Origin of the sequence: Achromobacter arsenitoxydans SY8 (assembly GCF_000236785.1) — a bacterium.
GTDB lineage: Bacteria > Pseudomonadota > Gammaproteobacteria > Burkholderiales > Burkholderiaceae_B > Achromobacter > Achromobacter arsenitoxydans.
In genome coordinates, this window is sequence record NZ_AGUF01000058.1 from 84,349 (window position 1) to 106,744 (window position 22,396).

At 68.1% G+C, this 22,396-nt stretch carries 19 protein-coding genes; 6 read left to right on the forward strand and 13 right to left on the reverse strand.

Going from position 1 to position 22,396, the window contains the following annotated elements:
- Positions 1–18: 18 nt before the first annotated feature.
- The 3 genes from zapD to KYC_RS19010 form a co-directional block, all read right to left on the reverse strand.
- Positions 19–771, reverse strand: a complete 753-nt coding sequence (gene zapD / locus KYC_RS19000) for a cell division protein ZapD (RefSeq protein ID WP_008165344.1) — start codon at positions 769–771, stop codon at positions 19–21.
- 71 nt (positions 772–842) lie between these two features.
- The gene (gene coaE, locus KYC_RS19005) at positions 843–1,460 is read right to left on the reverse strand and encodes a dephospho-CoA kinase (RefSeq protein WP_008165345.1); all 618 of its coding nucleotides are present in this window, start codon (positions 1,458–1,460) and stop codon (positions 843–845) included.
- A 24-nt stretch (positions 1,461–1,484) separates the two neighbouring features.
- Positions 1,485–2,336, reverse strand: coding sequence for a prepilin peptidase (locus KYC_RS19010; protein WP_008165347.1), 852 nt, complete (start codon positions 2,334–2,336; stop codon positions 1,485–1,487).
- 202 nt (positions 2,337–2,538) lie between these two features.
- Between KYC_RS19010 and KYC_RS19015 the strand changes: the two genes are divergently transcribed.
- Entirely contained in the window at positions 2,539–3,318 is a 780-nt protein-coding gene (locus tag KYC_RS19015) for a copper resistance protein NlpE N-terminal domain-containing protein (protein ID WP_008165350.1), read from the forward strand.
- Between the two features lie 82 nt (positions 3,319–3,400).
- Here the strand turns inward: KYC_RS19015 and KYC_RS30075 are convergent, their stop codons facing one another.
- The 4 genes from KYC_RS30075 to KYC_RS19035 form a co-directional block, all read right to left on the reverse strand.
- Complete coding sequence (locus KYC_RS30075) at positions 3,401–3,847, reverse strand: response regulator transcription factor (RefSeq protein WP_008165352.1); 447 nt, start codon at positions 3,845–3,847, stop codon at positions 3,401–3,403.
- 117 nt (positions 3,848–3,964) lie between these two features.
- Positions 3,965–4,819 (reverse strand): pantoate--beta-alanine ligase, encoded by an 855-nt coding sequence (panC, locus tag KYC_RS19025; protein WP_008165353.1) that lies wholly within the window; start codon positions 4,817–4,819, stop codon positions 3,965–3,967.
- 35 nt (positions 4,820–4,854) lie between these two features.
- Positions 4,855–5,745: a segregation and condensation protein A gene (locus tag KYC_RS19030; protein WP_008165354.1), complete on the reverse strand. Its 891-nt coding sequence runs from the start codon at positions 5,743–5,745 to the stop codon at positions 4,855–4,857.
- Between the two features lie 16 nt (positions 5,746–5,761).
- Positions 5,762–5,950, reverse strand: a complete 189-nt coding sequence (locus tag KYC_RS19035) for a DUF3460 family protein (protein WP_008165355.1) — start codon at positions 5,948–5,950, stop codon at positions 5,762–5,764.
- 98 nt (positions 5,951–6,048) lie between these two features.
- Between KYC_RS19035 and KYC_RS19040 the strand changes: the two genes are divergently transcribed.
- Complete coding sequence (locus KYC_RS19040) at positions 6,049–7,503, forward strand: DHA2 family efflux MFS transporter permease subunit (protein ID WP_043518907.1); 1,455 nt, start codon at positions 6,049–6,051, stop codon at positions 7,501–7,503.
- A complete protein-coding gene (gene glpK / locus KYC_RS19045) occupies positions 7,490–9,016 on the forward strand; it encodes a glycerol kinase GlpK (RefSeq protein ID WP_008165359.1) in 1,527 nt (508 codons plus the stop codon). Before KYC_RS19040 ends, glpK begins: the two co-directional genes overlap by 14 nt.
- A 398-nt stretch (positions 9,017–9,414) precedes the next feature.
- Here the strand turns inward: glpK and KYC_RS19050 are convergent, their stop codons facing one another.
- A complete protein-coding gene (locus tag KYC_RS19050) occupies positions 9,415–13,029 on the reverse strand; it encodes an indolepyruvate ferredoxin oxidoreductase family protein (protein ID WP_008165363.1) in 3,615 nt (1,204 codons plus the stop codon).
- A 185-nt stretch (positions 13,030–13,214) separates the two neighbouring features.
- Between KYC_RS19050 and mutY the strand changes: the two genes are divergently transcribed.
- Positions 13,215–14,297, forward strand: coding sequence for an A/G-specific adenine glycosylase (gene mutY / locus KYC_RS19055; protein ID WP_008165364.1), 1,083 nt, complete (start codon positions 13,215–13,217; stop codon positions 14,295–14,297).
- A 68-nt stretch (positions 14,298–14,365) separates the two neighbouring features.
- Here the strand turns inward: mutY and KYC_RS19060 are convergent, their stop codons facing one another.
- Positions 14,366–15,190: a helix-turn-helix transcriptional regulator gene (locus KYC_RS19060; protein WP_008165366.1), complete on the reverse strand. Its 825-nt coding sequence runs from the start codon at positions 15,188–15,190 to the stop codon at positions 14,366–14,368.
- Positions 15,191–15,279: 89 nt separating this feature from the next.
- Between KYC_RS19060 and KYC_RS19065 the strand changes: the two genes are divergently transcribed.
- Positions 15,280–16,050, forward strand: coding sequence for a class I SAM-dependent methyltransferase (locus KYC_RS19065; RefSeq protein WP_008165368.1), 771 nt, complete (start codon positions 15,280–15,282; stop codon positions 16,048–16,050).
- On the opposite strand, the gene KYC_RS19070 is transcribed toward KYC_RS19065, so the two are convergent.
- The 4 genes from KYC_RS19070 to KYC_RS19085 are packed head-to-tail and all read right to left on the reverse strand — an operon-like array spanning position 16,051 to position 20,608.
- Complete coding sequence (locus tag KYC_RS19070; RefSeq protein ID WP_008165369.1) at positions 16,051–17,592, reverse strand: mannitol dehydrogenase family protein; 1,542 nt, start codon at positions 17,590–17,592, stop codon at positions 16,051–16,053.
- Positions 17,580–18,791, reverse strand: a complete 1,212-nt coding sequence (manD, locus tag KYC_RS19075) for a D-mannonate dehydratase ManD (RefSeq protein ID WP_008165371.1) — start codon at positions 18,789–18,791, stop codon at positions 17,580–17,582. Before manD ends, KYC_RS19070 begins: the two co-directional genes overlap by 13 nt.
- A 51-nt stretch (positions 18,792–18,842) precedes the next feature.
- Entirely contained in the window at positions 18,843–19,880 is a 1,038-nt protein-coding gene (locus KYC_RS19080) for an L-idonate 5-dehydrogenase (protein ID WP_008165372.1), read from the reverse strand.
- Complete coding sequence (locus tag KYC_RS19085; RefSeq protein ID WP_008165373.1) at positions 19,880–20,608, reverse strand: FadR/GntR family transcriptional regulator; 729 nt, start codon at positions 20,606–20,608, stop codon at positions 19,880–19,882. Before KYC_RS19085 ends, KYC_RS19080 begins: the two co-directional genes overlap by 1 nt.
- 146 nt (positions 20,609–20,754) lie before the next feature.
- Between KYC_RS19085 and iaaH the strand changes: the two genes are divergently transcribed.
- The gene (gene iaaH / locus KYC_RS19090) at positions 20,755–22,203 is read left to right on the forward strand and encodes an indoleacetamide hydrolase (protein ID WP_008165376.1); all 1,449 of its coding nucleotides are present in this window, start codon (positions 20,755–20,757) and stop codon (positions 22,201–22,203) included.
- The last annotated feature ends 193 nt before the right edge of the window (positions 22,204–22,396 follow it).

Sequence of the window (22,396 nt, forward strand, 5' to 3'; positions counted from 1 at the left end):
CCGTTGCGTAACTTCCGTCTATGAGCTGCAAAGCGTCATCTGGAAGGATACGTCGCGCGCCACCTGCTGGGGCTTGAACTCACCATCCTGGGTGGAAAAACGTATCCAGATCATGTACTTATTGGCGCTGATCTCGGGAAAAACGCCCTGGGCGGGATCTACCCAGATGCGCAGCAGCTGGAACTGCTTGCCGCCCAGCATCTGCTGGTAGGCGCCCTGCTCCGCGACGATATCGGTCTTGCGGCCGGATTCGCGCAAGAGACGCAGCGCCAGCGTCAGGCCGTCGTACAGGGGGATGAAGGGGGACACCCAGGCCTGCAGGTCCGCGCAGCGGGCGGCTTCGGATTTGTTCTGCCAGGCGTAGTAGGACGGCATGTCCACCTGCGTGGCGCTGCCCGGCACGGAAAGGCGGCCCCGCAGGCTGGTGAGCCATTCGTTTTCGCGCAGCGACTGGCCGGTCTTGCCGGGCGCCGCCAGCGCGCCGGCCACCTTTTCCATTTCGCGCAGCATCCCTTCCAGCGCATCCTGCGCCACACCGGGATGGTCGCGCAGCCCGACCAGCGCCAGGCGCTGGCGTTCCAGGTCTTGCAGGACCGCGCCCTTGACGTCCGTGCGTTCGCAGGCGTCGAGCAAATCAAAGAGGGAGGTGACGGCAACCTGATGCTGGCGTGAGTCGCCTTCGCGAGCAAAGAAGAACAGCCTGTCGAACAGGTATTCCAGCCGCAGATAAGCGCGGATGCGCTCATTGAAGGGGTATTCGTAAACGATCACGCTTTTTTACAGGCCCTATCAGTGGTTGGCCGCCGGGCCAAGAATATTCAGGGGTGCCGGCAGCCGCTGGCTTACCGGCCCGTCGTGGTCGCCAGCGCCAGCCAGCGGTCATGCAGGGTCAATGCCCGCGCGCGCAATTGTTCCGGCGATGTCGTGGCGTCGTTGAGTATGACGTCGTCCGCGACCTCCAACCGGCTTGCCCGCGCGGCCTGTGCCGCCATGATACGCCGGATGTCCGGCTCCGTCAGCCCGCTGCGCTGCTGCACGCGGGCGACCTGCGTTTCGGGGTCGCAGTCGACCACGCAGATGCGGTCCACGCGCGACCGCCAGCGGTCCAGGGACTCCACCAGCAGCGGCACCACGAACACCAGATACGATCCGCTGGCCGCGGCGGCCTGGCGTTCGGTTTCGCGTCCGATGGCGGGATGCAGCACGGCTTCCAGCCGCTGGCGAACGCGCGGATCTGCGAAGGCCTGCGCGCGCATCCAGGCGCGGTCCAGCGCGCCATCCGGCGCCAGCGCCTGCGGGCCGAACTCGCGCAGGATGGCCGGCATGGCGGCGCCTTGCGCGGCGGTCAGCGCGCGCGCGATTTCGTCGGTGTCCACCAGGGTCGCGCCCCATTCGCCCAGCATGTCCGCCACGCGGGACTTGCCCGAACCGATACCGCCTGTAAGTCCGATCTTGAACATGCCGCCTTTCCCATTAGTCCTTGCCTAGCTCATGAACAGCCAGAGTCCCTGCTCGCCGCCCAGCAACAGCGTGACCAGGCCGGCCAGCGCCAGATAGGGCCCGAAGGGCAAAGGCTGGCCGCGGCTTGCGCGGCCGCTGAACGTCAGCGCGCCGCCGATCAGCACGCCCACCAGCGAAGCGCTCAGCAGCAGCATGGGCAGCGCCTCGACGCCGAACCATGCGCCTAGCGCAGCCAGCAGTTTGAAGTCGCCCTGGCCCATCCCTTCGCGTCCGGTCAGCAGGCGGAACACATGAAAGATAACCCACAGGAAGAGGTAACCCGCCACGGCGCCGACCACCGCCATCTGCAGGCTCGTGAAGGCGTCGAAAAGATTGACCAGCAGGCCCGCCCACAACAGGGGCTGGGTCAGGACATCAGGCAGCAGCGTCGACTCGAAGTCGATCCAGGCCAGCGCCACCAGCGTGGCCGACAGGCCCATGCCCGCCAGAGCGATGGGCGTCGCGCCAAAGCGCCACGCGCAGGCGGCGAACAGCGCGCACGTCAGCAGTTCGATCACGGGATAGCGCCAGCCGATCGGCGCGCTGCAGGCGGCGCAGCGGCCGCGCAGCAGAATCCAGCCCACGATGGGAATCCGCCCCTTGGGACTGACAGGCGCGTTGCAGGCGGGGCAATGCGATGCCGGCGACAGCAGGCCATAAGCGCCGCCAGCGGGCCGCGCGGCGCCCGTCGCGTCCAGGCACTGCGCCTGCCATTCGCGTTCCATCATGCGGGGCAGGCGGTGGGTCAGCAGCGTGAGCCAACTGCCGATGAACAGTCCGGCCAATGCCGCCAGCCCGATGAAAACGCCCAGGGGCATGTCGAAAACGTGCCACATCGCCGTCAGATGCCCCCGCGATGCGCGCGCGTTGCAGCCTGCGCCTTGAGGGCGATGGCGCAAAGGATGAAGGGCCGCCAGAGGCCCTGTCGTAATTTGTGCATAAAGTACCGGCAATACCCAACAACAACTAAGCGAACGTATCGAATCTTCGCATAAGTGCGTAAAATCGGAGACAGACTCAATTCACGGATAAGCTGCCATGGCCGCGCGCGTAGACATCGTTTCCCGCTCCCGCAAACTCAGCGTCATGGGGCTGCTGCTAGCGGGCACCGTGATCGGCGTGTCAGGCTGCGCCAAGCAGAAAACCGAAGGCTATTACGACCTGCCCGCCGAAAGCACGGTAACCGACGCGCAATACCAAGGCTCCGGCGCCGGATACCGCAGCGTCATCCGCGCGCCGTCCCAGGTGCAGATCGAACTCAAGCGCGACGCTCCCAGAACGCAGAACCAGGCCTCGCAGGCCAACCCGGCAGGCCAGACCACCGAAGACGGCCAGGCCGTGCCGGAAGGCGTCGATAGCAGTGCGGGCGGATCGTCGCCGGCCGCAGTCGCCCCGGCGGTTCCGGCCTCGGCCCCCAGCGCCGCTTCGCACAGCCTGGTGCCGCAGCCCCAGACCTATATGGGCACCCTGCCGTGTTTTTCGCCCGCCATGCAATGCACGGCGCAGCGCGTGACGCTGACCCTGGCGCCCAATGGCCGCTGGCGTGGTCGCACGGCCTACCTTGACAACGATCCCCAGAAGGGCCCGCCCGTGGCCGAGCAAGGCTGCTGGGACGCCACCGACGAACGCCCGCCGCGCGTCATTCTGATGGACGGCCAGGGCAATGTCCGCGTGGAATTCCTGGTGGCTGCCAACAACGTGCTGCGCGTGCGTTCCATTGGCGGCCAGACGCCCAACCTGAACTACAACCTGACCCGCCAGCCGGATCTGGACCCGATCGACGAACTGGCCAAGGCCGCGTCGCCCAAGTGCCCCTGAACCCCGCCCGCGGCGCCTGACCGCCGCTGGCCAGCAGCAACGCCCCCGGGCCTGACGGACACGTTGTCCGCCAGGCCCGGATTCATTCTGGCGCTGGCGAGGCATTGGAATCAGGCCAGGGATCAGGGTTTGGACCAGCCCCGGAATGGGGGCCGGCAACGTGCGGCTGTGGCGGCGGCGCAGGCGCGTATGCGCCTGCGGGTTCGTGCAAGACCACGGAATTGCCGCCCGCGCGGCACGCTGGTGCGGCCCCGCGGCCGTCTGTGGCATGTTGCTTGCGGGCGGCCAGGACCGGCGTAGCGCCCGACCTCCCGTGCGCGCAGAGGCGGCAGGCCAGTTGCATGGCATTGCGGGCGTTCAGCTTGACGAAGATTCTGGCGCGGTGGGCCTCTACCGTGCGCAGTGAGATGCCCAGGTCGATGGCGATGACTTTATTGGCCCGCCCGGCGGCCACGTAGTCAACGATCTGCCGTTCACGGGCAGTAAGGGACGACAGGATGGCATCCAGATCGGGGCTGGGCGACGGCATGGGCGGCTCGCTTGCAATATAGGATTGCAACCAGTCTGCCCGGACGCCCCGTCCGCCGTAAGCTGGCAATTCTGACAGGGGCGGATGAAAACGCCCCGGTATGGCCGCGCTATGGCATCAGGCCGTGTAGGCCAGTTCCAGGTTGTCGATCAGGCGGGTAGCGCCCAGCTTTGCGGCGGCCAGCGCCACGACGGGCTCGCCGGCCTGCAGGTCGGCCGCCTCGGGGCGCTTCAGGTCGCGCTGGCGGCGCAAGGCCACGTAGTCCACCTTCCAGCCGCGCTGGCTCAGGCGCTGGACAGCGTCGTGCTCCAGGCCGGCGGCGTCGCGTTCGCCCTGGGACAGCCGGCGGCCGATTTCCTGCAGCTCGGCGTACAGGGCCGGCGCCTCGGCGCGTTCCGCGTCGCTCAGGTAGCGGTTGCGCGAAGACAGCGCCAGGCCGTCGGCGGCGCGCACGGTCTCGTGCGCCAGCACTTCCACGGGCAGCTGGAACTGGCGGCACATGTTGCGCACCACCATGAGCTGCTGGTAGTCCTTCTTGCCGAAGACCGCAACGCGCGGCTGCACGCAGGAGAACAGCTTGAGCACCACCGTGCTGACGCCGGCGAAGAACCCGGGGCGGAACTCGCCTTCAAGGATGTCGCCCAGATCGTCGGGCGGCTGCACCCGGTAATTCTGCGGTTCGGGGTACATCTCGCGTTCGTTCGGCGCGAACAGCACGTAGACGTCGCGCGCCTGTTCCAGCTTTTCGATGTCGGCAGCCAGGGTGCGCGGATATTGGTCGAAATCCTCGTTCGGGCCGAACTGCAGGCGGTTCACGAAGATGCTGGCCACCACGGGATCGCCGTGCTGGCGCGCCAGCTTCATGAGCGCAAGATGCCCTTCGTGCAGGTTGCCCATGGTGGGCACGAACGACACGCGGTTCTGTCCGCGCAGGTGATCGCGCAATTCCTGGATGGTGTGTACGACTTTCAAGGGAATCTCCGGGGGTTGGGGCAGCCCGGTCAGGATCAGGCCGCGACCGCCGCCACGCTGGTGTACGCCAGGCGCACGTAGATGGGAGCGTAAGGCTCGGCCTGCGTGATTTCCAGCAGCGACTCGCGGGCCAGCTCCAGCATGGCGATGAAATGCACGACGACAACCGCCGCAGGCGCGCCTTCGCGCACGCGCTCCATGAACAGGTCGCCGAATTCCATGAAGCGCACGTCGTTCAGGCGGCGCAGGATGTGCGTCATGTGATCGCGCACCGACAGCTGCTCGCGCGTGATGTGATGGTGCTGATTCAGCTTGGCGCGCTTCATGATGTCGGCCCAGGCCGCGCGCAGGTCGTCCACGCTGACATCGGGCAGCGCGCGCTCGACGCTGAGGTCGGCGACGGCCTGGCTGCTGACGAAGTCGCGGCCCAGCTGCGGCATCTTGTCCAGCTTCTGGGCGGCCAGCTTCATCTGCTCGTATTCGAGCAGGCGGCGGACGAGTTCGGCGCGGGGGTCTTCGGGCTCTTCGCCGGTGTCGGTCTTCTTGACCGGCAGCAGCATGCGCGACTTGATCTCGATCAGCATGGCCGCCATCAGCAGATATTCGGCGGCCAGTTCGAGGTTGGTGATGCGGATCTGGTCCACATACGACAGATACTGCCGCGTGACATCCGCCATCGGGATGTCCAGAACGTTGAAGTTCTGTTTGCGGATCAGGTAAAGCAGCAGGTCCAGGGGCCCTTCGAACGCTTCGAGAAAGACTTCCAGCGCATCGGGCGGAATGTACAGGTCCGTCGGCATCTGGAACAGCGGCTCGCCATAGAGGCGCGCGAACGCCACGCTGTCGATGGTGTCGGGCGTGCTGTCGACGGACGGTTCCACTAGCGCGGCCAGGGCATCGCCTGGCACCGAGGGGTTCTGGACCATTTTCGCCGCAAGGGTATCAGTCTGCCTGATACACGTACGGCTTTTGCGGCACGCGCGCCGCGCGGAAGCCTTCCAGCAGCTCCGAGTCCTGCGGTTTGTCCCAAAGGCGGGCGCGGCCCTCGCGCTGGCGCTCTTCGGTGCCAGGGTGGGATTGCTTGTAGTCCTTCAGGAAAAGGGTGATCTCGGATTCGTAGTTGGTCGCCATGGCACCAATTTCAATGGGTTTCGGATCTCCGGAGTTTACTTCACGGCGGGCTTAACCCCGGCGTTACAATCTTCGGGCACCCATCGCCGCCTCCCGACATGTCCGCAGAATCCGCAGCAGCCGCCAATCCCGCTCCGCCATCAACCCTGGACGCAGCGCGCGCGGCGCGCATGATTCCCTTCATCGTGGGCTGCGCGCTGTTCATGCAGATGCTCGACGCCACCGTCGTGGCCACCGCCCTGCCGGCCATGGCCAGGGCCCTCGGATCCACGCCGGTGCGGCTCAATGTGGCGATCACATCCTATTTGCTGGCCGTCGCCGTCTTCGTGCCCATCAGCGGCTGGGCGGCCGACCGCTACGGCGCCCGGCGCGTGTTCATAACCGCCATCGGCCTGTTCACCCTGAGTTCCGTCGCCTGCGCCCTGTCCCAAGACCTGCCGCAACTCGTGATCTCGCGGATCGTGCAGGGGATGGCGGGCGCCATGATGGTCCCGGTGGGCCGCATCATCCTGCTGCGCACCGTCCCCAAGCAAGACCTGCTCAAGGCCATGTCCTTCCTGTCCATCCCGGCGCTGCTTGGGCCGGTGATCGGCCCGCCGCTGGGCGGCTTCATGGTCACGTACATGTCGTGGCACTGGATCTTCCTGATCAACATCCCGATCGGCATCCTGGGCATCTTCCTGGTGCTGCGCTTTGTGGCGGAAATCCGCGAAGAAACTGCCCCGCGGCTGGACTGGGTGGGCTTCCTGCTCAGCGCCGTCTGCCTGGCCACGCTGGTCAGCGGCTTCGAGGCCATCGGCCGCGACGTGATGCCGCTGCCCGTGCTGCTGGGCCTGATCGGCCTGGGCATCGCCTGCGGCCTGCTGTACGGCGTGCACGCCCGGCGCGTGGACCACCCCATCATTGATCTTTCCCTGATGCGGATTCCCACCTTCGCGATCTCCACCCTGGGCGGCAACCTGTGCCGCTTTGCCGTGGGCGCCACCCCCTTCCTGCTGGCCATGCTGCTGCAGGTGGGCTTCGGCCTGACGCCGTTTTCGGCCGGCCTGATCACCTTCGCCAGCGCCGCCGGGGCGCTGCTCATGAAATTCGTCGCCACGCCCATCGTGAAACGCTTCGGCTTTCGCCGCGTACTGACCTTGAACGCCCTGCTCACCGGCCTGTTCATCGTGGTCTGCGGCACGTTCAGCCCCGCCACGCCGGTATGGCTGATGATCGCCATCCTCCTGGTGGGGGGCTTCTTCCGGTCCTTGCAGTTCACCGGGGTAAATACGCTAACCTATGCCGACATCCCCCCGTCCAAAATGAGCCGCGCCAGCAGCTTCTCGGCCATGGCGCAGCAACTGGGCATCACCCTGGGCGTCGGGGTGGCCGCGGTCACGCTGAACGTCAGCATGTCCTTGCGCGGCGCCGAAACCCTGGCGATCAGCGACGTGGTCGCGGGCTTCATCGTCATCGGCCTGCTGTGCATGGCATCGACCTTCTCCTTTAGACGCCTCGACCCTCAGGCCGGGGCACACCTGAACGGCGCGAAAAACAGTGACGACGAATGAATATGTCCTAGCCCTGGACCAGGGCACGACCAGCTCCCGAGCCATCGTATTCGACCGCGAAGGCGTCGTGCGCGGCGTCGGCCAGCGTGAATTCCGCCAGCACTACCCCCGTCCGGGCTGGGTCGAGCACGATGCCAACGAGATCTGGCACAGCCAGCTCGACGTGGCGCGCGAAGCGCTGCGCAATGCCGCCGCGACGGCCGCCGACGTGGCCGCCATCGGCATCACCAACCAGCGCGAAACCACCCTCATCTGGGAACGCGCCACCGGCCGCCCCCTGGCCCGCGCCATCGTGTGGCAAGACCGCCGCACCGCCCCCCTGTGCGACCAATTGCGTAAAGACGGCCACGGCGACTTCCTGCAGTCGCGCACCGGCCTGGTGGTGGACGCCTACTTCTCGGGCACCAAGCTGGCCTGGCTGCTCGATCATGTACCCGGCGCGCGCCAGATGGCCGACCGCGGCGAACTCGCCTTCGGCACCGTCGACACCTGGCTGATCTGGCAACTGACCGGCGGCGCGGTGCACAGCACCGACCCCAGCAACGCCTCCCGCACCATGCTGTTCGACCTGCACACGCAGGACTGGAACGACGACATCCTGGCGCTGCTCAAGATCCCGCGCAGCGTGCTGCCGCAGATCGCGCCCAGCAGCGCCATCGTGGGCAACGCCCTGCCCGAATGGCTGGGCGGCTCCGTACCCATCGCCGGCGTGGCGGGCGACCAGCAAGCCGCCACCTTCGGCCAGGCCTGCTTCCAGCCCGGCATGGCCAAGAACACCTACGGCACCGGCTGCTTCATGCTGATGAACGTCGGCGACAAGCCCGTGCAGTCCAGGAACAACCTGCTGTCCACCGTCGGCTGGGGCCTGCCCCAGGCCGGCCAGGCCGGCTGGAAGCCCGCCTACATGCTCGAAGGCGGCGTCTTCGTGGCCGGCGCCGCAGTGCAGTGGCTGCGCGACGGCCTGGGCATCATCCAGCGCTCGGAAGACATCGAATCGCTGGCCGCCAGCGTCTCCGACACCGACGACGTCTTCATGGTCCCCGCCTTCGCCGGCCTGGGCGCCCCGCACTGGGACCCCTACGCGCGCGGCACCCTGGTCGGCCTGACCCGCGGCACCTCCCGCGCCCACATCGCCCGCGCCACGCTGGAATCCATCGCCCTGCAAAGCGCCGAACTGCTCACCTGCATGAACGCCGACAGCGGCATCGCGCTGACCGAACTGCGCGTCGACGGCGGCGCCGCCCGCAACGACCTGCTGATGCAGATGCAGGCCGACATCCTGGGCGTCCCGGTCGTCCGCCCCCGCGTCCCCGAATCCACCGCCCTGGGCGCCGCCGGCCTCGCCGGCCTGGCCGTCGGCTTCTGGTCCAGCCAGGACGAATTCGCCTCCAAGTGGCAAGCCGAACGCACCTTCGAACCCGCCTGGCCCCAATCCGTACGCGAGGCCCGCATGAAACGGTGGCGCCAGGCCGTGGAACTGTCAAAGGGCTGGTCGGCAGGCGCGGCGAAGTAGGCCTCACACCAGTACTTGGCGATGGCTTAGTGGTCCGGTGAAACATCGCGCAGCGCCATCGCCCCGACGCAAGACACCGCGTAAGCCCCAAAAGGCCGCCCGCGCGGCCGGCCTGGGGCGGGCCCCGCAAGACGCTCTAACCCCACCCCGGCGCTGGCAAGAACCTAAAGAACCCCGCCCGCCCCAGCACCCGGCAAAATCCAACCACTGAAGCCCGGCGTGGCGGCGGCCTGGGGTGCGCGGGGCGTGTAGATGCGCCCGAGGGAAACCGTAGGGAGCCGAAGGCGGACGAGGTTGACAACGGGGAAGTCCGGAGCGAACGCTCCGGACCGCAATCGTAGCCCCGCGCGCCCCAGGCCGCCGACGCGCCGGGCGTCAAAAGAACCTGACACTCCCCATCAAGCCGCCCGCACCCCAATAGCAACCACCCTGGCGCTGAACTCCTTCAGCAACGCCTCCCGCACCGCCTCCGCCCGAACCATCGACGCCTCCTTGACGTGCCCGTACCCCCGGATCTCCTCGGGCACGCTCGCCAGGGCCACCGCCCGGTCCAGATTTCCCCGATTCAGCTTCGACAGGATCGCCGACATGGTCTCGCCGTATTCGCGGATGAGCTCGCGCTCGGCCCGCCGTTCCTTCGTATACCCAAACGGATCCAGCCTGGACCCGCGCAAAAACCGCAGCCTGGCCAACAGGCGGAACACCCGCAGCATCCCCGGCCCATAGCTGCGCTTGATCAGATGCCCGTCCTTATCCCGCCGCGCAAACACCGGCGGCGCCAGGTGAAAACGCAGCTTCCAGTCCCCTTCGAACTGCTCGCCCACCCGCTTCACGAACTCGCCATCGGAATACAGCCTCGCCACCTCGTACTCGTCCTTGTACGCCATCAGCTTGAAGTAATAGCGCGCCACCGCCAGCGCCAGCCGATCGGTTCCTGTGGCATCGCGCTCCGCGCGCGCCACCTTGTCCACCAAGTCCGTGTACTGCTTCGCATACGCAGCGTCCTGGTACTGCGCCAGAAACGCCTTGCGCACCGCCACCACCTGCGCCAGCTCGCCCGCCGGCTTCTTCAATTCCACCACCGGGCTCGCCGCGCGCGGCCGCTTGATCTCGATAATGTCCTGCGGCTTGGCGGCCGGCACGCCGCCGTTGGCCATCAGCCGCGCCACGCCCGCCGCATCGTGCGCCGCGCGCCGCCCCCAGGCGAAGGCCGCAAGATTCAACGGCACCTGTTGCCCATTGAGCTCGATCGCGCGCAGCAGCGCCTCGCGCGACAACGGAATCCAGCCCTTCTGGTAGGCATAGCCCATCATCAGCGGATTCGAATAGATGGCGTCGCCCAGCAGCACCACGGCCATCGCCGCGGCATCCACCGCGTCCAGGTGGTCCTTGCCGCAAGCCTCCTGCAGCCCACCGGTCAGGCTCGCCGCCGGGAGCGTCCAGCCAGGATTGGACACGAACGCCGCGGTCGGCGCGGTATCGCTGTTAAGCAGCACCCGCGTGCGGCCCGGGCTCACCCTGGCCATCGCGTCCGCGCTGGTCGCCACGACCAGGTCGCCGGCCAGCAGCAGGTCCGCCTCGCCCATCGCCACCCGCGTATTCATCAGGTGATCGGGCGAGCCCGCCAGCACCACATGCGAATACACCGCCCCGCCCTTCTGCGCCAGGCCCGCCATATCCAGCACCGAACAGCCCTTGCCCTCCAGGTGCGCCGCCATGCCCAGCAACTGCCCGATAGTCACCACCCCCGTGCCGCCCACGCCCGCAATGAACACCCCATAAGGCTGATCCAGCGCATGCGCACGCGGCAGCGGCACGTCCTCGTCAGGCGCCTCGTCTTCCTGGGCCAGCGCGGCCGGCTTTTTCAGCTTGCCGCCTTCCACCGTCACCAGGCTGGGGCAAAAGCCCTTCAGACAGGAAAAATCCTTATTGCAGCTCGATTGATTGATCTTGCGCTTGCGCCCGAACTCGGTATCCAGCGGCTCGACCGACAGGCAGTTCGACGCCGTGGAGCAGTCACCGCAGCCCTCGCATACCCGTTCGTTGATGACCACGCGGCGCGCCGGATCCGGATAGGCGCCGCGCTTGCGGCGGCGGCGCTTCTCGGTAGCGCAAGTCTGGTCGTAGACCAGCACCGACACGCCCGGATGTTCGCGCAGTTCGCGCATCACGGCATCGAGTTCGTCCCGGTGCCGCACCGGCACGCCCGGCGCCAGGTCGCCCACGTCCAGGTACTTGGCCGGGTCATCGGTCACGATCACGATTTTCTCGATGCCTTCCGCCGCCACCTGCCGCGTGATCATGGGCACGCTGATGGGCCCGTCCACCGGCTGCCCGCCCGTCATCGCGACCGCATCGTTGAACAGAATCTTGTACGTGATGGGCGCCTTGGCGGCCACCGCCGCGCGTATCGCCAGCAGCCCCGAATGGAAGTAAGTGCCATCGCCCAGGTTGGCGAAAACGTGCTTTTCCTCGGTGAACGGCGCCTGTCCCAGCCACGGCACGCCTTCGCCCCCCATCTGCGTGAAAACATCCGTGCCGCGGTCCATCCACCTGACCATGTAATGGCAGCCGATGCCCGCCATGCCGCGCGAGCCCTCCGGCAGCCGCGTCGAGGTATTGTGCGGACAGCCCGAACAGAACCAGGGCTTGCGTTCTTCGACCACGCGCGGGCGCGCCAGCGCCTGTACGCGTTCGCGGATGAACGCCAGCCGCGCCTCGATGCCCGCGCGCACGTCGTCCGGCAGTTCAAAGCGCATCAGGCGCGCCGCGATGGCCTTGGCGACCATGGCGGGCGAAAACTCGTAGTGCGCCGGCAGCAGCCAGTTGCCCTGGGGCACGGACCACTCGCCGCCGTCCTTGTCGTCGAACTTGCCCACCACGCGCGGAATCTTCTTGCCGCTGCCGATCCAGCTGAACAGCTCTTCCTTCAATTGATATTCCAGCACCTGGCGCTTTTCCTCGACCACCAGAATCTCGTCCAGCCCCTCCGCGAACCGTTGCATGCCGGTCGACTCCAGCGGCCACACCATGCCGACCTTGAAGAGGCGCAGGCCGATGCGCTTGCACACGTCGTCGGACAGGCCCAGGTCCGCCAGCGCCTGGCGCGTATCGAGATAAGCCTTGCCCGAGGTCATGATGCCGAAGCGGGCATCGTGCTGCGGCACCTGCCAAAGCTCGCGATTCAGCCCGTTCGCGCGCGCGTAGGCCAGCGCCGCATACAGCTTGTAGTCCAGGAGCCGCGCCTCCTGCTGCAGCGGCGTATCCGGCAGCCGGATGTTCAGGCCGTCGGCCGGCAGCTGGAAATCCTCGGGCAGCAGGATCCGCACGCGCTGCGGGTCCACGTCGACGGACGCGGAAACCTCGACGATGTCCGTGATGCACTTCATGCCGACCCACACGCCCGCGTAGCGGCTCATGGCCCAGCCGTGCAGCCCGTAATCCAGCACTTCCTGCACACTGGACGGGAACAGCGCCGGGATCATGCAGGCCTTCAGGATGTGGTCGCTCTGGTGCGGCAGGGTCGAGGACTTGGCGGGGTGGTCGTCCCCCGCCACCACCAGCACGCCGCCATGGCGCGAAGTGCCCGCAGCGTTCGCGTGCTTGAAGACGTCGCCGCAGCGGTCCACGCCGGGCCCCTTGCCGTACCACATGCCAAAGACGCCGTCGTACCGGGCGCCCGGAAACAGATTGACCTGCTGCGAGCCCCACACGGCGGTCGCGGCCAGGTCTTCGTTGATGCCGGGCTGGAATTCGATGTGGTGGGCCTTCAGGTGCCTGGCCGCCTTCCACATGTTCTGATCGACGCCGCCCAGCGGCGACCCCCGGTAGCCCGACACGAACCCCGCCGTGTTCAGGCCCGCCTGCGCGTCGCGCATCCGCTGCATCATGGGCAGCCGCACCAGGGCATGGATGCCGCTCATCCAGGCGCGGCCGGATTCCAGGGTGTACTTGTCGTCGAGCTGGACAGATTCAAGCGCCGCGCGGACGGCGGGCGGAAGCGGGGCATTCATGTCTACTCCAGTATCCTGATGCCCCCACCAGCTTCGCGCGTTGGCTCCGAGGAGCGCACGCGGGCCAACAAGGGCCGTGAAAGTGAAGTCCCGGCGCGTTAGTCTGGCGGAATCGCGCTTCTCGTCCTTTCGGTTGTAACCGCTGCCCCCCACCCCGGCAATAGGGCGATGCGATAATTGCCCGCATGGACTTCGCCCCTCGCATCGTCGCCTGGCAACGCCAGCATGGCCGCCACGATCTACCCTGGCAAAACACCCGGGATCCCTACCGGATCTGGCTATCCGAGATCATGCTGCAGCAAACGCAGGTGGCCACCGTCATTCCCTATTACGAGCGCTTCCTGCAACGCTTTCCGGACGTCGCGGCGCTGGCCGCCGCCTCGCAGGAAGACGTCATGCCGTACTGGGCGGGACTGGGCTACTACGCCCGCGCCCGCAACCTGCACCGCTGCGCGCAGGAAATCGTGCGCGACTGGAACGGGCGCTTTCCGCCGACCGCCGAGGCCATCGCCACCCTGCCGGGCATCGGCCGGTCCACCGCCGCGGCCATCGCGGCATTCGCCAATGGCGAGCGCTCTCCCATCCTGGACGGCAACGTCAAGCGCGTATTCACGCGCCACTTCGGCATCGCGGGCGATCCCGCTAAACGCGAGGTCGAACAGCGTCTTTGGGCGCTGGCGCACGCGCAGGTCGATGCCGCGCCCGGACTGGACATGGCCGCCTACACGCAGGGGCTGATGGATCTGGGCGCCACGCTATGCACGCGCGGCAAGCCCGCCTGCGACAGGTGCCCGGTGATGGATAGCTGCGTGGCCCGGCGCGAAGGCCGCCAGGCCGAGCTGCCCACGCCCAAGGCGCGCAAGGCCATCCCGGAGCGCGAGACCTGTATGCTGGTGCTGCGGCACCAGGGCGCGTTCCTGCTGCAGCAGCGGCCCGAGCCCGGCATATGGGGCGGTCTGTGGAGCCTGCCCGAATTCGACGCCGCGGGCGATCCCGACAGCGCCTCCCGCGCGCTGGGCCTGGAACCGGAGCAGCGCTTCGAACTGGCCGCCTTCGCCCACACCTTCACGCACTACCGGCTGCACATCCGCCCCTGGCTCGTGCCCGTGCGGGCGGCCAGCCTGCGCGAACCGGCCTTGCCGGAACGCTGGGTGCCGGCCGAAAAGCTGGGCACGATGGCGCTGCCCGCGCCGGTGAAGAAATTGCTGCAGGGTCTGGTGGACGCCGGGATGCAGGACAGCCTGTTCGGCGAAAAGGGCGCGGCGTAGACATTCTCTGCGTGGGTGTCTGACACCCGCGCGGCACTGTCTCAAGCCCAAGACTGTCTCTCCCGGTGTCAGACACCGGTCCCGCTCAGCAGCATCACCAGCTTCAAATCCGGGTGCGTCGCCAGCCGGAAGGTGATCTGCTGATACGCGAGCTTGCCGCGGCGCGGGTGCTGGAATTCCCGCAGGCCGCCTTCGCGCTCCACGACCGCGTGGCGCGTCCACCAGTGGGAGAAGACCACGCTCTGCCGGCTCAGGCTGTCCAGCAGCGCCAGCACCGCCGGCTCGTCCAGATGCGCCCCGGCATCGGCGCGGAATTCCGCCACCACGCGGCGGGCGCGCTGGTCCCAGTCCACCACCAGTTCTCGGGCGGCGGGGTCCAGAAAGATGTAGCGCAGCAGATTCGGCTCGGGGTCGCGCTGGGGCCAGTCGTCGAACAGGTCGCGCAGCGGCTCGTTGCAGGCCAGCACGTTCCAGGCGCGATCCAGTACATAGGCCGGCGCGTTGATCGCGTTCACGCATTCCTGCAGCGGCCCGGGCGCTCCGCCCGCGTCATCGCGGGCGTGCTGCGGATCGGCGCAATCGGCCAGGTCGAACAGGTAGGCGCGTTCCGCGCGCGCCAGTTGCAGCACACCGGCGATGCGCGACCACACCGACGGCGACACCGACACTTCGCGCCCCTGTTCGATCCACGTGTACCAGGTAACGCTGATGCCGCACAGCTGCGCCACCTCTTCGCGCCGCAGTCCTGGCGTGCGGCGGCGCGAGCCTTCCGGCAGGCCGGCCATCTGGGGCGTGATGCGTGAGCGCGCGCTGCGCACGAATTCGCCCAGCGCCTGGCGGCGCAGGTGGGAGCCTTCGTGGCCGGCGCCGCCGGCCTGGGGGGAAGTAGTCATACCAGGATAAACAATGGGCTTGTACGTGTATACGGGCCCGCCTATCTTAGCGCCTGCACCCGCCCCACCTTCACGATTCAAGGATTTCCATGACTACCAGTTCGCATGACGCCGCCGTCGACCGCCAGTTCAGCCCGCGCGCGGCCGCCTACCTGACCAGCGCGGTCCACGCCCAGGGCGAAGACTTGCTGCAGATGGCGGGCATTGCCGGCCGTCATCCCGCCGCGCGGGTGCTGGACCTGGGCTGTGGCGGCGGCCACGTGAGCTTTCACGTCGCGCCGCTGGTCGCTCAGGTCACCGCCTACGACCTGTCGCAGCAAATGCTGGACGTGGTCGCGGGCGAAGCCGCCAAGCGCGGGCTGGCCAACCTGGGCACCTGTCAGGGCAAGGCCGAATACCTGCCGTTCGGCGACGGCGAGTTCGACCTGGTGATGTCGCGCTATTCCACGCATCACTGGCAGGACGCGGGACGCGGCCTGCGCGAAGCCTTCCGCGTGCTCAAGCCCGGCGGCACGGCCGTGTTCGCCGACGTGGTGTCGCCGGGCGAACCGCTGCTCGATACCTGGCTGCAGACCATCGAAGTGCTGCGCGACACGTCGCACGTGCGCGACTACTCCGTGGCCGAATGGACCCGCATGCTGACCGAGGCGGGCTTCACCCTTCAGGAACTGGCGCCTCGCCGCCTGCCGCTGGAATTCCAGTCCTGGGTCACGCGCATGCGCACCCCCGACACGCTGGTGGCGGCGCTGCGCCACATGTGCGGCATCGCGCCGGACGTGGTGCGTGCGCACTTCGAGGTGCGCGATGACGGCTCTTTCACCAGCGACACCGCGACGATCGTAGTGAAAAAGCCCGCCTGATCAGCGCGGCGGCGGATACCGCGCGTCCAGCGCCCCCGCCACGCCCAGGCTGCGCAACGACTGCGCGGCCTGCGCCACCGCCCGCACAAAGCGTGCGTCCCGGCCCAGGTCGCCGAACACGGCGTCCAGGCCGGTCAACACGCCGGTCCAGGCCAGCATCGCCGGCGGCCCCTTGCCCGCCAGGCCCGCCGCCTGCTCGGCCTGCGCGTAGCGCTCGGCCAGCGCAGCGGCCATCGGATCCTGGATGTCGTAGCGGCGCCCCGCCTGATCCGCGCCGCGCAGGAAATGCAGCCAACCGGCCACCGCCAGGGCCAATCCCGGCATGGGCAGGTCCGCCGCCAGCCGCGCGCGCACGGTATCCAGCAGGCGCTGCGGCAGCTTTTGCGAGCCGTCCATCGCGATCTGCAGCGTCTGGTGCCTGAGCGCCGGATTGGCGAAGCGCAGCAGCAAGTCTTCGCGATACCGCGCCAGATCCAGCCCGGGCAGCTTGGGTAGCGTGGGCTCGATTTCCGAGCGCATCATGTCGCGCAGGTAGCGCGCGACGCCGGGCTGCGCAATGGCCTGATCCACCGTCGCCCAGCCCGCCATCACCGACAGGTAGGCCAGGGCTGAATGCGCGCCGTTGACCATGCGCAGCTTCAGCGTTTCGAACGGCGCGGCTTCAGGCACGAAGCGCGCTCCGCCCGCCGTCCAGTCCGGACGCCCCGCCGCGTAGCGGTCTTCGACCACCCATTCCAGATAGGGCTCGGCCAGCACGGGCCAGGCATCGCGCACGCCCAGCGCGTCGGCGATTTCCTGCCGATCGGCGTCGGTCGTGCGGGGCACGATGCGGTCCACCATCGAACACGGAAATGCGCAGCCCAAGGCGATCCAGTCCGCCAGGGCCGCGTCAACCCGCGCCGCGAACGCAAGCACCATGCCGCGCAGCAGGCGGCCGTTGGCGGGCAGGTTGTCCAGCGACATCAGCGTCACCGGCCCCAGCCCCGCCTCCCGCCGGCGCCGCAGGCCCCAGGCCAGCAAGCCGATGGCGCTGCGCGGCGCGCCGGGCTGAGCCAGATCGTGGACGATGTCGGGATGCGCCAGGTTCAGCAATCCGCTCGCCGGGTCATGGCAATAGCCTTTCTCGGTGACCGTAAGGCTTACGATGCGCGTGTCCGGGCTGGCGATGCGCGCCAGCACGGCCTGCGGGTCCTCGGGCGCGACCAGGACCTCCAGCACGCAGCCGATCACGCCCAACTGCTGGCGCGGCCGGCCAAGATCGTCCGCGCTGCGCAGGGCCAGCGTGTACAGGCCGTCCTGCGGTGCCAGCGCGTCGCGCGTGGCGGGCTGGCGCAATGACACGCCGCAAATGCCCCAGTCCGGGCCCGCGCCAGCGCGCAGCGCGGCGTCGTTCACCGCCGCCAGATGGGCCCGCGCGAACGCGCCCAGGCCCAGATGCACGATGCCGGCCCTGAGCGCGGACCGATCATACCCGGGACGCGCCACCTCCGCCGGCAGCGCCGCCACGCCTGCCGCATGCAGGCGGCCTGCTACCAGTTCCATAGCGTGCCGTCGTGCTGCAGGCGATTCACGGGCAGGTAGGCGCGCTGGTACGGATAGCGGGCGGCCAGCGCTTCGTCGATATCGACGCCATGGCCGGGCGCGTCGCCCGGATACAGCATGCCCTGCTCGAAGGTGTAGGCATGGGGAAACACGGCGTCCGTCTCCTCGGTATGGCGCATGTACTCCTGGATGCCGAAATTCGGCACCCACAGGTCGAAGTGCAGCGCCGCGCCCATGCAGACCGGCGACAGGTCGGTGGCGCCGTGGCAGCCCGTGCGCACCTGGTAGAGCGAAGCCAGGTCGGCGATGCGCCGCAGGTGCGTGATGCCCCCGGCGTGGACTACCGTGGTGCGGATGTAGTCGATCAACTGGTTCTGCACCAGGTCCTTGCAGTCCCAGATGGTGTTGAAGATTTCGCCCACCGCCAGCGGCGTCGTCGTGTGCTGCCGGATCAGCCGGAACGCTTCCTGGTTTTCGGCCGGCGTGGCGTCCTCCATCCAGAACAGGTTGCAGGGTTCCAGCGACTTGCCCAGCCTGCCTGCCTCGATGGGCGTCAGCCGATGATGCACGTCATGCAGCAGGTGATGCTCGAAGCCCAGCTTTTCACGGATGCGTTCAAACAGCTTGGGCGCATGGCGCAGGTATTTTTCGGTGGACCAGTCGTGCTCGCTGGGCAGGTCGGCGTCGGCCGGTTCGTAGAACAGGCTGCCGCGGCCCACGCCGTACACCTTGTCCAGCCCCGGCACGCCGCTTTGCGCGCGGATGGCGCGATAGCCCATGTCGGCGTAGCGCAGCACCTCGTCCACGGTGTGCTCGATGTCGGAACCGTTGGCGTGGCCGTACACCATCACGCCGCTGCGGCTCTTGCCGCCCAGCAGCTGGTACAGCGGCAGGCCCGCGGCCTTGGCCTTGAGGTCCCACAGGGCCGTGTCCACGCCCGCGATGGCGGTCATCGTGACCGGCCCGCGCCGCCAGTACGCGCCCTTGTACAGGTATTGCCAGATGTCCTCGATCTGGTGCGCGTCGCGCCCGATCAGGCAGGGAATCACGTGCTCGGTCAGGTAGGCGGCCACCGCCAGTTCACGCCCGTTCAGCGTGGCGTCGCCGATACCGGTCAAGCCCTGGTCGGTTTCGATCTTCAGGGTCACGAAGTTGCGGCCCGGAGAACAGACAATCACGCGTGCATTCGTAATCTTCATCTTGGACTTCCGGCTACAGGAGAGGAAAGGCCGCTTGCAGCGGCCCGCGGGTCAGAACGTCACCATCACCTTCATCGCCTGGCGGCGGTCGGCCGCCAGCGCAAACGCGTCGTGCACGCGCGCCGCCGGCACCGCCGCCGTCAGCAGCGCAGACACGTCCAGCACGCCGCGGCTCAGGCAGTCCACGGCCATGGCGTATTCGTCCACGAATCGGAAGCTGCCGATGCACGACAGGCTCTTCACCATGATCAGATTGAACGGGCAATGCTCGCTGCTGCCGCCCAGCGTGCCGACCGTGACGACGACGCCGCGCGGCCGCGCCGCGCGCAGGCAGCTCGCCAATCCTGCATAACTGCCGGATGCCTCGAAGCACACGTCCACCGAGCCCTTGCCCGCGGCCAGCGCGTCCAGCGCGCCCGGGTCGGCGGCGGCATTGATGGTGCGCGTGGCGCCCACGCGGGCGCAGGCCGCCAGCGTCTGATCCACAATGTCCACCACAATGACCTGGCTGGCGCCCGCCAGGCGGGCTGCCATCAGGACCAGGGCGCCAATCGGACCGGCGCCCACCACCATGGCGGTCTTGCCCAGCAGGGACCCCGCGCTGCGCACGGCGTGCAGCGCCACGGCCAACGGTTCGCCAAAGGCGGCCAGCTCGAACGGCAGGGAGTCAGGCACGGGCACGCACTGCCGCGCCTCCACCACGACCTGCTCGCGCATCGCGCCCTGCATGTGCGGGTAGCGGCTGGCGCTGCCGAAAAAATGCACGGCCTCGCAATGGTTGGAATCGCCCTGGCGGCAGTAGCGGCAGACGCCGCAGGTGCGCGCCGGATCCAGCGCGACGCGGTCGCCCGGCTTGACGGTGGCGACGGCGGCGCCCACTTCCAGCACCTGACCCGAAGCCTCGTGCCCGGGCGTCAGCGGTTCGCGGATGACGAAATCGCCCACGCGGCCGTGCCGGTAGTAATGCAGGTCCGATCCGCAGATGCCCACCGCCTTGACGCCCACCCGCACTTGCGTGGGGCCGATGGCTTCGGCGGGCTGTTGTTCCAGGCGCAAGTCCTTGGCCCCGTGGATAGTGCAGTTGAGCATCACCGCCACCCCTGCGCGAATTCGCCGATGACGCGCTCGATATGATCCCGCATCGCCTGCCTTGCCGCCGGCGCGTCGCGCGCCACCAGCGCGCCGAAGATGCGCTGATGGTCTTCTTGCGAGGCCAGGCGCAGCGCCTGCGTGTGAAAGTGCTGTTCGATCTTTTCCCAGATCGGACCCTGGGCCTGGTCCCACATCGACGTCACGGTCGCCAGCAGCACGCTGTTGCCGGTGGACTGCGCGATGCACAGGTGGAAGCGGCGGTCGGCCTCGGCGTTGGCGGCCTTGTCGGTCATCTGGTCGCGCATGGCCGTGAGCGCTTCGAAGATGCGGTCCAGGTCGGCGTCGCTGCGGGTGGCGGCGGCCAGCGCGGCGATCTCGGATTCGATGAGGCAGCGCGCGCGCAGCAGCTCGAACGGGCCAGCTCCCGGCTCCTGCATGGCCGGCGCACGAGCGGCGCCCGGCGCCGCGTCGCAGACATAGATGCCCGACCCGCCCCGCACCTCGACCACGCCCTGCAGCTCCAGCGCAATGATGGCTTCGCGCACCGATGTCCGGCTGACGTCGAAACGTTCCGCCAGCGCACGTTCGGCCGGCAGGCGCTGGCCGGCGGCAAACTCGCCCCGCGCCACCAGCGCGTGTATCTGGGCGGCCAGGCGGACATAGCCGCGGTCCGGCGCGGCACGGGCGACGGGAACATCTGGCGTGGACAGCAGTTGCTGTGTCATGGCGCCTCGAATTGGTTAGACCAAATCGTATTTGGTCCACCAATTTTCGCTATCGTGGTTTACCACTAAGGGCGGCTTGCCCTCGACAGGCTGGGCGGCGGCCTTGTATAGATACGTGTCGACCACAGACCGCCAAGGAAAGCGTTATGCCCAGTACGACCGAACAGCCCTTGCCGTCCGCCCTGGCGGACCTGACCGTCGCCGCCGCGGCGGCCCTGATCCGCCAGGGCCGACTGACCAGCCTTGCGCTGACCCAGGCTTGCCTGGACCGCATCGACGCCCGCCAGGACCTCAATGCCTTCATCACCGTGGACCGCGAAGCCGCCCTGGCCGAGGCGCGCGCCTACGACGCCGCTCCCGGCAAAGGCGCGCTGGGCGGCGTGCCCATCGCCATCAAAGACAACATCCACGTCGCCGGCCTGCCCAACACGGCCGGCACGCCCGCGCTGCGCGACTTCCGCCCCGGCGAGGACGCGCCCGTCGTGCGGCGCCTGCGCCAGGCCGGCGCCGTCATCCTGGGCAAGACCAACATGCACGAGCTGGCGTTTGGCGTGTCCGGCTACAACACGGCCTTCCCCGGGCCGCACGGCGAAGGCACGCGCAATGCCTACGATACCCGGCTGATCGCCGGCGGTTCGTCGTCCGGCAGCGGCGCGGCGGTGGGCGCACGCCTGGCCCCCGCCGCGCTGGGCACCGACACCGGCGCGTCGGTGCGCCTGCCCGCCGCGCTGAACGGGGCGGCGGGCTTCCGGCCCAGCGTCGGCCGCTACGACGGTTCTGGCATTACGCCCATTTCGCGCACCCGCGACACGCCGGGCCCCATTGCCAACAGCATGGAGGACATCGTGCTGCTGGACGCCGTGCTGGCCGGCGACACGCAGCCGCTGGCGCCCCTGCCGGCCGCGGACATCCGCCTGGGATTGGCAAGCTATTTCTGGACCGATCTGGACCCCGAGCTGCAGGCCGTGGCGGACGCGGCCCTGGAACGCCTGCGCGCCGCCGGCGTGCAACTGGTCGACCTGGACATGCCCGACCTGCCCGCCGCCAACGCGGCCGTGGGCATGCCGTTATGCCTGTACGAGCAGAAGTCCGACCTGACGGACTACCTGGCCCGCCACGGCGTCGGCGTGAGCTTCCACGACGTGGTGGCGCAGATATCCAGCCCCGATGTGAAGGGCATATTCGACAACCTGATCGTGCCGGGCGTCCTGCCCACGCCGGACGGCCAGGTCCTGCCGTTGCAGCCGCTATACGAACGCGCCATCACGACGCATCGGGCCGAACTCATCGAGGTCTACCGCCGCGCGTTCCAGGCGCACGCGCTGGACGGCCTGCTGTTCCCTACCGTGCCGGTCGAAACACCCGCCGCCACGCCCGAAGCCAGCAGCTTCGAGACCTTCGCCCGCCTGGCGCGCAACGTCGATCCCGGCAGCAACGCGGGACTGCCCGGCCTGAGCGTTCCCGCCGGACTGTCGGCGCGAGGGCTACCGGTGGGATTGGAGATAGACGGATTGCCCGACGCCGATCGCAAGGTGCTCGCGATCGGCGTGGCGCTGGAGAAAATACTGGGGCGCATCGCCGCGCCCCGGCGCTGAGCCGCGATTGTGCTGCCTCGTGGTTTGTGTTGACCGGTGAAGGACTGGACAAGGCATTAGGGTCGAGGCAGGACGCGTGTAGCCGCCCACTTCAGGATCAAAGCGGGCCAATATTGGCCCGATCGGGCCATTTTTGGCCCGTTTTTTATCCCGCGTTTTCAAAGGCTTATAAAAAATCGAGCCAACATTGGCC

What these genes read in the sequence shown, in the direction of transcription:
- coaE (WP_008165345.1), bottom strand. Translation starts at nt 1,460, where the DNA reads ATGTTCAAGATCGGACTTACAGGCGGTATCGGTTCGGGCAAGTCCCGC.
- KYC_RS19010 (WP_008165347.1), bottom strand. Translation starts at nt 2,336, where the DNA reads ATGTGGCACGTTTTCGACATGCCCCTGGGCGTTTTCATCGGGCTGGCG.
- KYC_RS19015 (WP_008165350.1), top strand. Translation starts at nt 2,539, where the DNA reads ATGGCCGCGCGCGTAGACATCGTTTCCCGCTCCCGCAAACTCAGCGTC.
- KYC_RS30075 (WP_008165352.1), bottom strand. Translation starts at nt 3,847, where the DNA reads ATGCCGTCGCCCAGCCCCGATCTGGATGCCATCCTGTCGTCCCTTACT.
- KYC_RS19030 (WP_008165354.1), bottom strand. Translation starts at nt 5,745, where the DNA reads ATGGTCCAGAACCCCTCGGTGCCAGGCGATGCCCTGGCCGCGCTAGTG.
- KYC_RS19035 (WP_008165355.1), bottom strand. Translation starts at nt 5,950, where the DNA reads ATGGCGACCAACTACGAATCCGAGATCACCCTTTTCCTGAAGGACTAC.
- KYC_RS19040 (WP_043518907.1), top strand. Translation starts at nt 6,049, where the DNA reads ATGTCCGCAGAATCCGCAGCAGCCGCCAATCCCGCTCCGCCATCAACC.
- KYC_RS19050 (WP_008165363.1), bottom strand. Translation starts at nt 13,029, where the DNA reads ATGAATGCCCCGCTTCCGCCCGCCGTCCGCGCGGCGCTTGAATCTGTC.
- mutY (WP_008165364.1), top strand. Translation starts at nt 13,215, where the DNA reads ATGGACTTCGCCCCTCGCATCGTCGCCTGGCAACGCCAGCATGGCCGC.
- KYC_RS19060 (WP_008165366.1), bottom strand. Translation starts at nt 15,190, where the DNA reads ATGACTACTTCCCCCCAGGCCGGCGGCGCCGGCCACGAAGGCTCCCAC.
- KYC_RS19065 (WP_008165368.1), top strand. Translation starts at nt 15,280, where the DNA reads ATGACTACCAGTTCGCATGACGCCGCCGTCGACCGCCAGTTCAGCCCG.
- KYC_RS19070 (WP_008165369.1), bottom strand. Translation starts at nt 17,592, where the DNA reads ATGGAACTGGTAGCAGGCCGCCTGCATGCGGCAGGCGTGGCGGCGCTG.
- manD (WP_008165371.1), bottom strand. Translation starts at nt 18,791, where the DNA reads ATGAAGATTACGAATGCACGCGTGATTGTCTGTTCTCCGGGCCGCAAC.
- KYC_RS19080 (WP_008165372.1), bottom strand. Translation starts at nt 19,880, where the DNA reads ATGCTCAACTGCACTATCCACGGGGCCAAGGACTTGCGCCTGGAACAA.
- KYC_RS19085 (WP_008165373.1), bottom strand. Translation starts at nt 20,608, where the DNA reads ATGACACAGCAACTGCTGTCCACGCCAGATGTTCCCGTCGCCCGTGCC.
- iaaH (WP_008165376.1), top strand. Translation starts at nt 20,755, where the DNA reads ATGCCCAGTACGACCGAACAGCCCTTGCCGTCCGCCCTGGCGGACCTG.